The 13,844-nt window shown below is 48.2% G+C and carries 15 protein-coding genes; 3 read left to right on the plus strand and 12 right to left on the minus strand.

Going from position 1 to position 13,844, the window contains the following annotated elements; genetic code table 11:
* Positions 1-13: 13 nt before the first annotated feature.
* Both J5W02_RS12450 and pfkA read left to right on the plus strand, forming a co-directional pair.
* Positions 14-3,520, plus strand: a complete 3,507-nt coding sequence (locus J5W02_RS12450) for a DNA polymerase III subunit alpha (RefSeq protein WP_219966024.1) — start codon at positions 14-16, stop codon at positions 3,518-3,520.
* A 94-nt stretch (positions 3,521-3,614) separates the two neighbouring features.
* A complete protein-coding gene (pfkA, locus tag J5W02_RS12455; protein WP_219966025.1) occupies positions 3,615-4,583 on the plus strand; it encodes a 6-phosphofructokinase in 969 nt (322 codons plus the stop codon).
* 40 nt (positions 4,584-4,623) lie between these two features.
* On the opposite strand, the gene J5W02_RS12460 is transcribed toward pfkA, so the two are convergent.
* The 4 genes from J5W02_RS12460 to J5W02_RS12475 form a co-directional block, all read right to left on the minus strand.
* A complete protein-coding gene (locus J5W02_RS12460; RefSeq protein ID WP_219966026.1) occupies positions 4,624-4,932 on the minus strand; it encodes a late competence development ComFB family protein in 309 nt (102 codons plus the stop codon).
* 126 nt (positions 4,933-5,058) lie between these two features.
* Complete coding sequence (locus J5W02_RS12465) at positions 5,059-5,550, minus strand: amidase domain-containing protein (RefSeq protein ID WP_219966027.1); 492 nt, start codon at positions 5,548-5,550, stop codon at positions 5,059-5,061.
* A 96-nt stretch (positions 5,551-5,646) separates the two neighbouring features.
* Positions 5,647-6,039: a hypothetical protein gene (locus tag J5W02_RS12470; RefSeq protein WP_219966028.1), complete on the minus strand. Its 393-nt coding sequence runs from the start codon at positions 6,037-6,039 to the stop codon at positions 5,647-5,649.
* Positions 6,040-6,159: 120 nt separating this feature from the next.
* Positions 6,160-6,339 (minus strand): YdeI/OmpD-associated family protein, encoded by a 180-nt coding sequence (locus tag J5W02_RS12475; protein ID WP_219966029.1) that lies wholly within the window; start codon positions 6,337-6,339, stop codon positions 6,160-6,162.
* 149 nt (positions 6,340-6,488) lie between these two features.
* On the opposite strand from J5W02_RS12475, the gene J5W02_RS12480 reads away from it, so the two are divergent.
* The gene (locus J5W02_RS12480; RefSeq protein WP_219966030.1) at positions 6,489-7,685 is read left to right on the plus strand and encodes an HD-GYP domain-containing protein; all 1,197 of its coding nucleotides are present in this window, start codon (positions 6,489-6,491) and stop codon (positions 7,683-7,685) included.
* Here the strand turns inward: J5W02_RS12480 and J5W02_RS12485 are convergent.
* From J5W02_RS12485 to J5W02_RS12520, 8 genes are all read right to left on the minus strand, one after another.
* Entirely contained in the window at positions 7,682-8,611 is a 930-nt protein-coding gene (locus J5W02_RS12485) for a Gfo/Idh/MocA family protein (RefSeq protein ID WP_219966031.1), read from the minus strand. The genes J5W02_RS12480 and J5W02_RS12485 overlap by 4 nt on opposite strands.
* Before the next feature lie 163 nt (positions 8,612-8,774).
* On the minus strand, positions 8,775-8,927 hold the full coding sequence (locus J5W02_RS12490) for a hypothetical protein (protein ID WP_219966032.1): 153 nt from the start codon (positions 8,925-8,927) through the stop codon (positions 8,775-8,777).
* A 131-nt stretch (positions 8,928-9,058) separates the two neighbouring features.
* Complete coding sequence (locus J5W02_RS12495; RefSeq protein WP_219966033.1) at positions 9,059-9,202, minus strand: hypothetical protein; 144 nt, start codon at positions 9,200-9,202, stop codon at positions 9,059-9,061.
* A gap of 91 nt (positions 9,203-9,293) precedes the next feature.
* Positions 9,294-9,461, minus strand: coding sequence for a hypothetical protein (locus J5W02_RS12500; protein WP_219966034.1), 168 nt, complete (start codon positions 9,459-9,461; stop codon positions 9,294-9,296).
* Between the two features lie 742 nt (positions 9,462-10,203).
* Positions 10,204-11,658: an amino acid permease gene (locus tag J5W02_RS12505; RefSeq protein ID WP_219966035.1), complete on the minus strand. Its 1,455-nt coding sequence runs from the start codon at positions 11,656-11,658 to the stop codon at positions 10,204-10,206.
* A 174-nt stretch (positions 11,659-11,832) separates the two neighbouring features.
* The gene (locus tag J5W02_RS12510; RefSeq protein WP_219966036.1) at positions 11,833-12,600 is read right to left on the minus strand and encodes a type III pantothenate kinase; all 768 of its coding nucleotides are present in this window, start codon (positions 12,598-12,600) and stop codon (positions 11,833-11,835) included.
* Positions 12,601-12,614: 14 nt separating this feature from the next.
* Complete coding sequence (locus J5W02_RS12515) at positions 12,615-13,286, minus strand: ECF transporter S component (RefSeq protein WP_255575746.1); 672 nt, start codon at positions 13,284-13,286, stop codon at positions 12,615-12,617.
* A gap of 345 nt (positions 13,287-13,631) precedes the next feature.
* A complete protein-coding gene (locus J5W02_RS12520) occupies positions 13,632-13,832 on the minus strand; it encodes a hypothetical protein (protein ID WP_219966038.1) in 201 nt (66 codons plus the stop codon).
* Between the last annotated feature and the right edge of the window lie 12 nt (positions 13,833-13,844).

Raw genomic sequence — 13,844 nt, forward strand, 5'->3', positions numbered from 1 at the left:
GAGGGTACCGCACATGTTTGTTCACCTGCATCTGCACACCGAGTACAGCCTTTTGGACGGCGCGTGCCGTATCACGGAGCTGCTCAGCACCGCCGCCGAAAGGGGAGACACCGCCGTGGCCATTACCGACCACGGGGTCATGTACGGCGCGGTGGATTTTTATAAGGAAGCCAAAAAGCGCGGAATCAAGCCGATTATCGGCTGCGAGGTCTATGTAGCGCAGCGCACGCGCTTTGACAAGGTACACGAGCTGGATTCAGAGCACCGCCATCTGGTACTGCTCTGTGAGAATAATACGGGTTATCAGAATCTGATTGCTATCGTGTCCAAAGCGTGGACGGAGGGCTTTTACAGCAAGCCGCGCGTGGATTTTGATCTTTTGAGGGAGCACCACGAGGGGCTGATCGCCCTGTCCGCCTGCCTGGCGGGGGAAATCCCGCGCGCTCTGACCGCGGGCGACTACGCCGGCGCCAAAGAGGCTGCCCTGCGTTACCGTGAGATTTTTGGAGAGAACAATTTCTTTCTGGAGCTTCAGGATCACGGTTTGAGAGAGCAAAAGCGCATCAACCCGTCCGTCATCAAGCTGTCGGAGGAAACGGGCATTCCCCTTGTTGTGACCAACGACTGTCACTATATTAACTGCGAAGACAATAAAATGCACCATATTCTCCTTTGCATTCAGACCAACCACACCGTTGAGGATAAGGATGGTATGGAGTTCGGCAGCGACCAGTTTTATTATAAGAACGAAGAGGAAATGCGCGCGCTGTTCCCGAATCATCCGGAGGCCGCCGACAATACGGTGTTGATTGCTCAGCGGTGCAACGTGGAGTTTGAATTCGGTAAAACCAAGCTACCGCATTTCGACACGCCGAACGGGCAGGAAAACACGGCATTTTTCCGTGACAAATGCTATGAAGGCCTTTACAGAAACTACGGTGAAAACCCCGGGAGCGAATTGGTTAAGCGGCTGGAGTACGAATTAAACACCATTGAGCATATGGGATATGTCAACTACTATCTTATCGTTTACGACTTTGTGCGCTATGCAAAGGAAGCCGGTATTCCGGTGGGACCCGGAAGAGGCTCTGGCGCGGGCAGCCTTGCGGCGTATTGTATTGGGATTACGGGAATTGATCCTATCCGATACAACCTGCTCTTTGAGCGCTTCCTCAATCCGGAGCGCGTCAGCATGCCGGATTTTGACATCGATTTCTCTGACGAACGCCGTCAGGAAATGATTGAGTACGTCGTTCGCAAATACGGAAGCGACCACGTTGCCCAAATCGTTACCTTCGGCACCATGGCGGCGCGGGGTTCCATCCGTGATGTCGGCCGTGCGATGGCCGTGCCGTACGCAACGGTGGACGGGGTAGCGAAGCTTGTGCCGATGGAGCCGAACATCACGCTGGAAAAGGCACTGAAGACCTCGTCCGATCTGAAGCAGCGCTACGATACCGACCTGCAGATCCATGAGCTGATCGACATGGCAAGAAAACTGGAAGGAATGCCGCGCAACGCCTCTACCCATGCGGCCGGTGTCGTCATCACGGACAAGCCGGTAATGGAATATGTTCCGCTTGCCAAAAACAACGATTCCGTGGTCACACAGTACACCATGACTACGCTGGAAGAGCTTGGTCTGCTGAAAATGGACTTCCTTGGCCTGCGCAACCTTTCCGTTATCCGTGACGCACAGGATATGATTGCCACACAGAAACCGGGCTTTCAGATTGAAGATATTCCGCTAGACGACAGAAAAGTGTATGCCATGCTTTCCACCGGCGCAACGGACGGCGTGTTCCAGTTTGAATCCGCCGGTATGCGCAGTGTGATTATGCAGCTGAAGCCGGAATATATTGAAGACCTCATTGCGGTTATTTCTCTTTACCGCCCCGGGCCAATGGAATCCATTCCGCGTTATGTCGAAAACCGCCATCATCCCGAAAGGGTGTCCTACCGTCATCCGCTTTTGAAAGACATTCTGGAAGTTACTTACGGCTGTATCGTATATCAGGAACAGGTCATGCAGATTTTCCGTACGCTGGCGGGTTATTCGCTTGGCCGCGCGGATATCGTGCGCCGTGCGATGAGCAAGAAAAAAGCTGCCGTGATGGAGCGGGAAAAAGAAATCTTCATCTATGGGCTAACAAACGAAAACGGCGAGGTTGAAGTGGACGGCTGCATCCGCCGGGGTGTGGACGAGCCCACGGCACAAGCTATCTACGGGGAAATGGAAAGTTTTGCGTCCTACGCCTTCAACAAATCACACGCCGCGGCCTATGCACTTCTTAGCTATCAGACGGCGTGGCTGAAATGCTACTATCCGCGCGAATACATGGCGGCGCTGATGACCAGTGTACTGGACAACAACAATAAACTGGCGGCTTACATCGCCGAGTGTATGCGTTTGGGCATCCGTGTACTGCCGCCCAACGTCAACCAAAGCGGTGTCGGTTTTACCGTTGCGGGGAAAGATATCCGCTTCGGTTTGCTTGCCGTTAGAAATCTGGGCAGGGGATTCATTGTCGATACTCTGCGTGACCGTAAGGAAAACGGGCAGTACACCACGTTCTACGGTTTCTGCAAACGCATGTACGGCGAACTGAACCGGCGTGCGCTGGAGAGTCTGGTCAAATGCGGCGCATTGGACGGCCTTGGCGTCAACCGCAGGCAGATGCTGACCAGTATCGGCAATATTATGGATCACCTTGATGACGATAAACGGCGCAACGTTGACGGTCAGATGGGATTTTTTGATACCCCCGCACAGCAAGATGACGAGGAATACGTCATCGGCGCAATGCCGGATTTCAGTGTAAGCGATAAACTGGCTATGGAAAAAGAAGTGACGGGCATGTATCTTTCAGGCCATCCTATGGCAGAATATATTAATCGGTATGACGCGATTCACGCAAGCCGTACCGGTGATATTCTGGACGACGCCAGAGAGGGCGGAGGACGTTTTCATGACGGCGACACGGTGACGCTCCTCGGGATCATTGTCAGCGTAAAAATGAAAGTGACAAAAAGCAACAGCACGATGGCGTTCGTTTCTTTAGAGGATATGTTCGGCTCCATGGAGGTGCTGGTTTTTCCGAAGATCCTGGCTCAGTACGCCGAATGGATTTCGGAAGGCAAAATCGTGAAAATGTTCGGCAGAGTCAGTATGAGGGAAGACGAAGAGGCAAAGCTGGTCTGCGAATCGGTCGGCCCCGCCCCGAACCCGCACGGCGAGCCCGACAGGAGCGCTCCTGCCGCAAAGTCGCCGACTCATCCCGGCCTTTACATCAAAGTGCCGGATGAGGAATCGGAACTGTATGACCGGGCAAAAAAATACCTTGCCATTTTTGACGGCAGAACACCGCTCTATATCTATTTTGTCAACGGCAAAAAACTGGTGCGGGCTCCTTTTTCCATGTATGTCAGCGTGAATGATATTTTGGTGAGGGAATTAAAAAGGCTGCTGGGGGATAAAAATGTGGCGGTTGTAAAAGAATTGCAACAAGAATCCATATAGCAGATACTTTTATCCATATTCGCCGGTTGATTCTTCTTTGTCGAATATACTATAATCTAGGTATGGCAAAGCAACGAATTTAGGGGGTATCATCATGAATGCAAAAACTATTGCGGTGTTAACCAGCGGCGGAGACGCGCCCGGTATGAACGCCGCCGTCCGCGCAGTGGCAAGAACCGGTATTTCTTGTGGGATGAGGGTCATGGGTGTACGCAGAGGATACAATGGCCTTTTGAACCGTGATGTGTTTGAAATGAATCTGCGCAGTGTTTCTGACATTATTCATCATGGCGGTACAGCTTTATTTACTGCCCGCAGCCCGGAATTCAATACTCCGGAGGGTGTGAAAAAGGCTGCTGACAATTGTCGTGACATGGGGATAGAGGGCATTGTTGTCATTGGCGGAGACGGTTCTTTCCGCGGTGCCCGCGACCTCACAAAGGAAGGTATTCCCTGCGTAGGTGTACCGGGTACCATTGATAACGATATTGCCGCCAGTGAATATACCATTGGATTTGATACCGCTATGAATACAGCGGTAGAAATGGTTGACCGTCTGCGTGACACCACAGAGTCACATGACCGCTGCAGTGTGGTAGAGGTGATGGGCAGACGCTGCGGGGATTTGGCACTTCAAACCGGTATTGCAGTTGGCGCAACGACGATCCTTGTTCCGGAAGTTCCCTTCGATTTTCAGACGGATATCATTAACCGCATGATGTTTACTCAAAAAACCGGCAAGAAGCACTTTATCATTGTGGTTGCTGAGGGAGTCGGCGGTGTAGACAAGCTGGCAAAGGATATTGAAGCAAAAACCGGAATTGAAACCAGAGCCACAGTTCTAGGCCATGTTCAGCGCGGCGGATCGCCGACACTGCGTGACCGTGTTGCCGGAAGCGTAATGGGCTTCCACGCAGCAGACCTTCTGTACAGAGGACATGGCAACAGAGTTGTTGTCATGCAGAAGGGGAAGGTAGTTGATTTGGACATTACAGAGGCGCTGGAGATGGAGCGTGTGTTTGACAAGCATCTGTATGACATTGCATTGAGAATTTCCATCTAATAAGATCAAAAAAGGAGTTCCGATTCATTCGGAACTCCTTTTATTTTTCTGTATTTTCATCATGGGGGCAATCGACAGACAAGTTATGGTGAGGATTTTCCGAAACCACTTTTGCGGCTTGAAACAACGCGTTCAGCAGATCTGTTTCATATTGCGTGGACAGCGTATCTAATTTGGAATAAACCTCTCCTTCATAAGTGGCGACATATTTTGCAGGAAGCCTGTTCAGTGCGTAGGAGGCAATGTCCATTCGACACTTTTCGCATTTACAACAATCAAGCTTGTCGATGACCTCATCCATTTTAGTCAAGAGCAAAGATTCCATTAAATTTTTCAGTTTTACCCCCATATGTACCTGCCTTTCTTACAAATTGCCTTTTGTGACCTACACTATCTTACCATCGTTGATAAGGTTTGTAAATGATTTTTGTGGAATATGCAACCTGTTATTTTTCTCTTTGACCGTTATAAGCCGCTATTCATATTTCCTTACGCCGACAATATGTAAAAAACGAGCAGTACTGTAAAGGTAACTGCTTAACGGCCGCATATAAGCGTCATAGGTGTGCGCGGCAATAAAGATATCTTCCGGAGTAATGTCCACGATTACCGGGGAGTGGTAAAAGTGATTCTCCACGTTGCCAAGCTGCACAATGTCGCCTACTTCCACGGAATTTCTATCGGTTTGCTCCGCGTAAGGACCCGCCGCCTTGTTTGTCGTAAGAAAATTGTAAAGATATTCCACTCCGCTCCAGGAGGGTGTGCGGTCATTGCTACCTTTATAGTACCAGCCGAAAACGGGGGTGTAGTTCATAATTCTGCTTCCGGCGTAGATGCACTGGGAAGCAAAATTGGTGCAGTCTCCACCCATTTTATCAAAATTCATGAAAGCACGGTTTCTTAGTAACGCCCATGTTTTAGCATACTCGGAGACCTGTTCGCGGTTATACGGTATTTCCATCAGCATAAAAATGCACCTCTTCCGTTTTGATTCTTTAAATTTTATGATGCATTTACCGGTGGCATGACAAATCAGGCTGATTCCAAACGAAGCTGAAGAACTTCATTCTTTTTTACAAGCGCGAAGTTTACAGTAGAAATGGAAAATAATCTGCAGCAGAGTGCCCGCGCAAAGCCCGATGGCCATCCAGGTGAAAAGGGAGAGAAGTCCCACCAAATCTTCCCAGCCGCTGCGGCTTTCCAGAAATGCTCGGTACATTTCAATGAATCCCACAAGAAGCCCCAGCGCAAACACGGAACTCATAATTTTCAGTTTCAGAAAATACAGAGTGGAAGAGATTGCACCGAAGATCAGCGAAAGAATGATATAAGCCGCAATGTTTTGAATGGTGACCGGATTTCCCAGCAGATACTTAACGCCGAAGAAAAGAAGCGCAAAGGACAGGATCGCCACGCAGAAAAAAATAAGCCCGATGTATTTGCTGTTGCTTTTCATCCCGTTTTCCTCCCGAAAGATAGGTTCATAAGTTCAGTCTAACAAAAATATGCCCGCTTTTCCACATTTTTAGACGGGGAAAAGGCGGGCTTCCAAGACAAAAAAGGAACGCAGCTTTTGCTACGCTCCCTGATAAGAATCATCCCGCATAAACGTTTCAACGAATAGATGCAGTCCGTCGGCGGTTGTGATTTCTTTTGTGTGCTGCTTTGCCGCTTCCTGCGCATATTTTGGCAGGGACTCAAAATAATGCCGTGCCTGTGTGTCCGCCTGTAAAAGACAATGTAAATCTTCCGGCAATGTAATCACCTCTTTGATAATAGTATGGGCGGATTTCCCAAATTTAGAACGTGGGAAATTTTACCATGCTGTCATAAAAAGTCGATTTCTTGTATTATTGATAGAAAAATGCTATAATTTACCAAACAATAATTATGGAGATTGGTATCATGGATTTTAATGTAAATGAATTATTGAATTCTCTTTCTTATACACTGGATTATGTTGAGAAGGACTTAATCAGCGACGTTACCAATCACGGAAGACGGGTTGCCTATATTGCCGCAAGAATCGGACAAAAAATCAGGTTATCCAATACGGAACTGTTTGACCTGATTTCGTATTCGCTTCTGCATGACAACGGTGTGACGAAGTCGTTGATCCAGATGCCGGATCCCGGAAATTACCAGAAAGCGGAACTCAGCAGAATGCACTGTGTGGAAGGCGAGAAAAACATTGTCTTTTTTCCGTTCTTTCATAAAGTGCCGAATGTGATTCTTTATCATCATGAACATTATGACGGCAGCGGATTTTTCGGAATTTCCGGAAAGAAAATCCCCATGTTTTCAAGAATTATTGCTTTGGCGGATTCCATTGCCATCTGTTTTTCCGAGGGAAAGAAAAAAGCAGATATAGAAATATGGATCAAGAGGGCCTGTATTTTTGACAGGGATTTCGTCGATGTCTTTCTGGAACTGAGCCGAAATATAGAATTTTGGCTGAACATGGACGACAACTTTGTGTTTCAGGCTCTGCGTGCTATTATGCCCAGTTTCCACCGGGAATCCAGCTATCAGGAAATGCACACGGTTTCCAGTATATTCAGTAATATCATCGATGCTAAGTCGCCGTTTACCGGTTCTCATTCCCGCGGAATCAGTGAAAAAACCGGAATTCTGTGTGATTACTATCAGTTTGACCGGGATACCTACTGGAAAATGCGGATTGCCGCCGACCTTCACGACCTGGGAAAGCTGATGGTGCCCAATGAAATTCTGGACAAGCCCGGTACCTTGACACCAAGTGAAATAGCAGTGATTCAGTCCCACACTTTCTACACCCGCAAAACTTTGGAAGGAATCACAGGGTTTGAAGAAATTGCCGACTGGGCGGCCAATCATCACGAAAAGCTGAACGGAAAAGGGTATCCGTACGGATTTGACGCGGACAGACTGGACTTTAATTCCCGCCTGCTGGGCTGTGTGGATATCTATCAGGCGCTCACGGAAGACAGACCGTACCGCCCGCCCATGTCACATCGCAAGGCGATTGCCCTAATGAGAAATATGGCAGGGCAGAATCTGATTGACTCCTCTATCGTGGAAGATATTAACCGCGTATTTGAATCGGCGTGTGCCACCGCTTAAGCATTGCCGGTTTTTATCATTGTTTCCAGCAAACGCTGGGTTTTCAGCGCTTCTTCGCCGTTTACAAGCGGCTGGGTGTTTCCTTCAACAGAATTTATAAAGTGGAGAATGGCGTCTTCAAACCCCTTGCGCTTCAGAATGGTTTCCCACGCGGGAGGGGTTACTGTTTCCGTTGTACCGCCCGTTTCCGTTTCAAAGGTATCCAAATCCCTGACCCGAACCAGCGCCCCTTCTGTAATCAGCTCCATTCTTTCCATATTAGTGCCGGCTTTCCGGTGCATGCTCAGAAAAACGGACGATCCGTTTTCCGACTGATAACCGTGCTGAGCGAAGATCAAACCCAAATTTTCATTTGTTTTTAAGGCACCATTGATTATGGCGCCTTTTTTTGGTTCCGCCAGCCAGCGCGCAGTGTCCACCAGATGAATATAGTCGTCCAGCATGGTTAACTGATAATTTTCCGGTCGGATAGAATCTGTTCTATGCTTTTCCAGACGAATGATTGCTGTTCCTGTATTCAGGATGTTTTTTGCTTTAACATACATCGGCGCGAATCTGCGGTTAAACCCAACCATCAGCTTCCTGCCGCATCGAAGGCTGAGTTCCGTCAGCTGTTCCGTCTCATCACCTGTGGCCGCGAGCGGCTTGTCTACATAGACGTCCTTGCCGTGTGTCAGGGCTTCGGTAACAATTTCAAAATGGGATTCTGTTGAACTGGAGACAAATACGGCGTCAGTTTCCTGCAGTAAATCCGTTATGCTCGAAAACGATTTGATACGGTACATGCCGCAGAGCTGGCTCCTTTTGCTTTCCGTAGGGCTGAATCCGCCGACAAATTTCCAGTTTCTCTCAGCGGAGAGATACGGCAGATAAACCTTTTGCGCGATATTTCCAAGTCCGATGATCCCAATACGAATTTTTGACATAATTGCCTCCTATGATGAATTTTTCTTATTTTATTATAATGCGGAAGTGATATCTATGTAAACAAAAACCTCCGGCTGGGTATAAAACAGGCGTGCTTTTCAAACCGCACCTGTTTCTATCCAGCGGAGGCAGTATTATGGGTGAACAGCCGTTAACTGGCTATTAGTCTGTACCGTCGATTTCTTCCTGGAGCTCGTCTATGAAAACTTCAATCTGATCCATCCGTTTATGGTCCTTCTGTTTTTCTGCCTGCTGATAACAAACCTTGTATACCAACAATTTACTCTTCAGCATCGCTTTTTGCTTTGTATTCAATAGAGCACCTCCTAAATATTTTGATTTTATTATAACACAGAATTATAAATATATAGTGTGATCTTAGAAATAGAAATATTAACAAAAAAGTACGCCTTGAAAGGCGTACTCTAAAAATCAATGCTAAAGGACTAACCCTTTGTAACAATGGAATCCAGGCATTGGATCAAATCCTGAATGGAGTTTATCTTAACATCCTGCTTCATAATCGCTTCCTGAAGATCCCTGGAAAGGGAGTCAAATTTATTTTTTACTGCCGGCCCTATATAGGACATATCATCACCTCGCCATTAGGATTCTCTTTTTGAGGAAAATCATACGGAACAAGGATGATAAAAAGCCGTCCCACCATCGGGGACGGCTTTTTCAATTCTGTTGCTTTGCGTTGTTCTGAACGGAATTTTTGTAAGAATTCCATTCTTCACTGCCGTTTTTACTTTTATCCTTATCGTTGTACTCCATAAAATCATAATCTCCGGTTTCAGCCGAATCATCTTTGTCGTTCTTGTTCCAACCGCAATACGGACTGTTCATAAAAATTAATCACCTCAGGATTAATTTTTACAGAATCGTTCAATTTTATGAATGGAAAATTATTTTAAATGCGGGACGTTGTTGCCCGCTCTGCACTTTAGCGTCCGTGCGGACGACCGGATCTGCCTGCTCCCGGAGGATGGGGCGGTCCCGGCGGATGGGGCGGTCCCGGCGGATGGGGCGGCCCCGGCGGATGAGGCGGTCCCGGAGGATGAGGCGGCCCCGGAGGATGAGGTGGCCCCGGTGGATGAGGCGGTCTCGGTGGATGAGGCGGCCCCGGAGGATGGGGCGGTCTCGGCGGATGTCTTCTTGGGTGGAACCACCACCAGAAGGGAATGAATCTTCTTGCCATGTTTTATTCACCTCCTTACCCTCTATAATATGCAGCATACGGTGGAAAGAAGGTTCTGCTCAAAAATAAAAGCAGCCCAAACCGAATACGGTATGAGCTGCCGATAGAACACGCCTGTTTCACAGGCAAATCAAAAAGAGGGAAGGAAAAATGAAAGAGAATATATGTGAATCCCCAAAGGGGAACCTGCTGTTAGTCTGCCCGCCCGCTGGTTCGGTATTCCGTCAGCACCAACAGGCGTTCGGCAGTAAATATTCTTTATTCAAAGGAGGAGCAAAACCTTTTTGGTATGACTAAAGTATAGTGCCCTCTTATGACTGTACGGTGAAGCAGCTTTTAAAATTCTAAGAAATTAATGTTAACAAATTAAAAACGGCATCAATATTTTCCTCATTTCTTATTTGGATCATTCTTTTGATCTGCATTTTTTGAAGGGGTCAGTTCTTTTGAGAATTCAGCGGAAAGATCTTTCTGAAAGTTTTTATTGATCGTATCGGTGTGTGCGGTTTCAGAATGATGGGACAGGTAATACAGTCTGACTGCAATATAACACAAGGAATAGAAAATTACCATAAAAATACCCGCCATCAGTCCGGATGCCTGGCCGGGGACAAACGGCATGCTCATCATGATGATAATTAACGCGAACAAAACCAGCAGGGAGGTATAAGGATATCCCTTTACCTGGCACTTTCCGCATGGAGGGCAGCCGTGCCGCCTGCGAAAGCGAATATGGGTCGCCATGATAATGACATAGGTAAAAAGAAGGGCAAAGCCGCCAGAACTGATTAGAAAAAGATAAACTCTGGGAAACAGAAGGCCAAGTCCCAGCCCCACCAGCATGGAGAAGCCGGAAAACAGAATTCCGCGGCGCGGGACATCCTTATTGTCCTTCAGCCAGATAGGCGCAAGCCCCTCTTCCGCAAGTGAGCGCATCATTCGGCCGAGCCCGAACATCGCAGCCAGCATAGTGGACAGGATGGCGGTAACCAGAACCAAATTCATAGCGGTGCCGGCCCAGCCGATGCCGCTTCTGTTAAGCGCCGCAACCAAAGGACTCATGTCTTCGTTAATTTCGGCAGTGGGAATCAGGGGCAGGAGCACGGCAACGGAAAGAATATAAAATCCTACCAGACAGATCACCGTATAGTTGATTGCCTTTGGAACGGTTTCCTGCGGATTTTCCGCTTCCGAAGAAGCAAGACCAATAATTTCAAAGCCCGCGTAGGCAAACATGACAATCAGCATGCTTCCGGCAATCCCTTTGATTCCTCCCGGCATCAGTGATTCGGTTGCAAGGACTCCCGTACCGACTGCCGGGCTGCCGGGGAACAGGCCGGAAATCAGGAATGCGGCGATCACAACAAACAAGACGATCGCCAATAGCTTAATGGCCGCCAGACCGCTTTCCAATTTGCTGAGTTTGTCCGCCCCCAGCAAATTCAAGACGGTTACAACAATAATAATTGACCCTCCGAACAGCGGAATGGAAATGTTTGGAATCCATTCGCGTACAAGAATGGAGACGGCGGTAGCTTCGCTGGACATGGCAAGGATCATGCCCGTCCAGTACACCCAGCCTACCACAAATCCCGTCCCCTGTCCGTAAGCCTGAGCCGCAAAGGTGCGGAAGGAACCCGAGTCCGGATTGGCGACCGTCATCTCAGACAGTGCAAACAGGATAAAATAAACCAATATTCCCGCTAAAATGTACGATAGTAAAATTGCCGGGCCCGCCGCGTGAATGGCCACTGATGAGCCGAGAAAAAAGGAACCTCCGATTACTGTTCCCAGCGCCATCATGGTCAGCTGCCACGCAGACAGTCCTTTTTCTTTTTTGTCCATATAATCATTGCTCCGTGCGTAAAAATTTGACATTGCTGCAGTAAAGATAGTATGTCCGGTTTTTTCTTGTATTGCGGCTGTCAGCTTTTTCCACTGCGGAGGTTCTGATGAACCGTTCAGCAGATTTCACAGAATCAGGGGGATGAAATCCAACGGATTCCATCCCCCTGTGTATTATTTGATATTTTTTTTATAAATGATGTATAGGCCTTTCAGGGTCAAATCATTGTCCAGGATGATTTTTCGTTTGCAGTAGGGTACAATGTGGCGCGCAAGCCCGCCCGTCGCAATTACGGTGACTGTCTGCCGAAGTTCTTCCTCAATCCGGTCGATGACCCCGTCCAGCATGGCGGCATTCCCGAAGATAGCGCCGCTCTTCATACAGTCCACGGTGTTCGTCCCTGTGATCCTTTTGGGAGCCTCCAGGCTAATGTGAGGCAGCTGCGCGGTCTCTCTGGACAAGGCTTCCATCGCGACACGGACACCCGGCATAATCATGCCGCCAATATAGTTTCCGCGTATGTCCAAAACGGAGAGCGTAGTGGCGGTGCCCATGTCGAAAATGATGGCGGGTTTGGGGTATTCGGCGTAAGCGGCTACCGCGTCCACTACAAGGTCGCTGCCGAGCTGTGCCGGATTGTCAATTAAGATATTCAGCCCGGTTTTTACACCGGAACCGACAATCAGTGAGATTTTACCGGTGACTTTTTCAATCGCATCCTGCAGAACTAACGAAAGCTCCGGAACAACCGAAGAAATGATTCCGCCTTCTATCTTAGAAAAAGTGCAGCGGTTGACCATGAAAAGATTCTGCACAAGAATGGCGTATTCGTCGCTTGTCTTTGTTCGATCCGTGGCAAAGCGGGCGGTAAAATGAATTTTATCATCATCCATGCAGCCCAGTACAGTGTTTGTATTGCCAACGTCAATGGCAAGAATCATGAAAAAGCACCTACTTATTTTCTATTTGGAACATCCTGTACTTTTGCGTACTCTTTTTTTCTCAGCTTCAGGAGCGGTTTACAAACCGCGACGGTAATCACGGCGGCCACCAAAGCCTCCGGAAGGCCGTTTGTTCCTACAATGCCGAGCACGACGCCTGTTACCGCGCTGACCGGGATGGACTTCGCGGTTGCATAGGCCTCTTTAAACAGAAAATAAATCAGGCTCATCACCAGAATCGTATTGGTAAGAGCACCTGAAATTCCGCCAAGTGTCAGGGAAAGGTATTCTCCCTTCGGGTTGTTCTTTGAAAGCCTTTGTGCCAACTGATACACATAATACGGCACTATGCCCACCAGAATACGGGGGATAAAGCAAATGACGAAAGCCAGAGGGCTGCCGTGCGGAGTTCCCGGAACCGGAATGAAGGGACAGAACGCAAACGACAGAACGGACGGAGTCATATAGTTGCTTATCAGGCTTGTCAGCCCGAAAATTCCGCCCAAAATTGCCCCGCGCTTCGGGCCCAGTAAAATAGAGCCGATGATGACCGGGATGTGGATGATGGTGGCTTTGATGATTACCAGATTGATAAAACCAATCGGTGTGAAAGCCAGTACCAGAATGATGGCGGCGAACAGAGCCGTCAGGACAAAGTCCCCAAACTTTGCGGATTGTTTATTCAATTCTATTACCTCCTGCTGCTGTTCCATTGCTGGATACAACGCAAATTTCCTGTTTATTATAATCAGCCGCTGAAAAAAAGTCAACTGTTTACGCCGTTGACGCTGCTTCGGGTGTGGATGGATCAAAAAAGCCGCCGATGAATCAAATATCAACGGCGGCGGAAAGATAAAGCTGTTAGCGGCGGCCGCGTGACCACATCCATCTGCGCAAACGCTGCGACCTTGGAACTCTTGGATAACGCGGAGGGAACCACCACCAGATATATGGTACTCTGAACATAATATCCACCTCAACACTATGATATGCAGGAACGGTGGTGGTTGTAATCGTTTTTCCAGTACTATTTATTCGTGTTGCAGTCCGTTGTTCTCGTCGTTTTCCGGTTTTGGAACATGGTAAATCTGCGTATACGATTCCGCCTCTTCTTCAGAAATCGGTGGGGTCTGTATCAGACCGGTGCATTCCGTTGCGGAGATAACTTCGTCGCTAGTGAAAAAGGAATCTACATCTTTCAGTTTTAACTTACGTTTCTGTATATCGCTCATGAATTGATACCT

Source organism: Caproiciproducens faecalis, assembly GCF_019448085.1.
Taxonomy (GTDB): Bacteria; Bacillota; Clostridia; order Oscillospirales; family Acutalibacteraceae; genus Caproiciproducens; species Caproiciproducens faecalis.

Bases quoted from the DNA above. Each gene is read 5' to 3' on its own strand.
- J5W02_RS12505 (WP_219966035.1), bottom strand. From the start codon at position 11,658: ATGGACAAAAAAGAAAAAGGACTGTCTGCGTGGCAGCTGACCATGATG.
- J5W02_RS12465 (WP_219966027.1), bottom strand. From the start codon at position 5,550: ATGCTGATGGAAATACCGTATAACCGCGAACAGGTCTCCGAGTATGCT.
- J5W02_RS12500 (WP_219966034.1), bottom strand. From the start codon at position 9,461: ATGAACAGTCCGTATTGCGGTTGGAACAAGAACGACAAAGATGATTCG.
- J5W02_RS12485 (WP_219966031.1), bottom strand. From the start codon at position 8,611: ATGTCAAAAATTCGTATTGGGATCATCGGACTTGGAAATATCGCGCAA.
- pfkA (WP_219966025.1), top strand. From the start codon at position 3,615: ATGAATGCAAAAACTATTGCGGTGTTAACCAGCGGCGGAGACGCGCCC.
- J5W02_RS12450 (WP_219966024.1), top strand. From the start codon at position 14: ATGTTTGTTCACCTGCATCTGCACACCGAGTACAGCCTTTTGGACGGC.
- J5W02_RS12480 (WP_219966030.1), top strand. From the start codon at position 6,489: ATGGATTTTAATGTAAATGAATTATTGAATTCTCTTTCTTATACACTG.
- J5W02_RS12460 (WP_219966026.1), bottom strand. From the start codon at position 4,932: ATGGGGGTAAAACTGAAAAATTTAATGGAATCTTTGCTCTTGACTAAA.
- J5W02_RS12470 (WP_219966028.1), bottom strand. From the start codon at position 6,039: ATGAAAAGCAACAGCAAATACATCGGGCTTATTTTTTTCTGCGTGGCG.
- J5W02_RS12495 (WP_219966033.1), bottom strand. From the start codon at position 9,202: ATGTCCTATATAGGGCCGGCAGTAAAAAATAAATTTGACTCCCTTTCC.
- J5W02_RS12510 (WP_219966036.1), bottom strand. From the start codon at position 12,600: ATGATTCTTGCCATTGACGTTGGCAATACAAACACTGTACTGGGCTGC.
- J5W02_RS12520 (WP_219966038.1), bottom strand. From the start codon at position 13,832: ATGAGCGATATACAGAAACGTAAGTTAAAACTGAAAGATGTAGATTCC.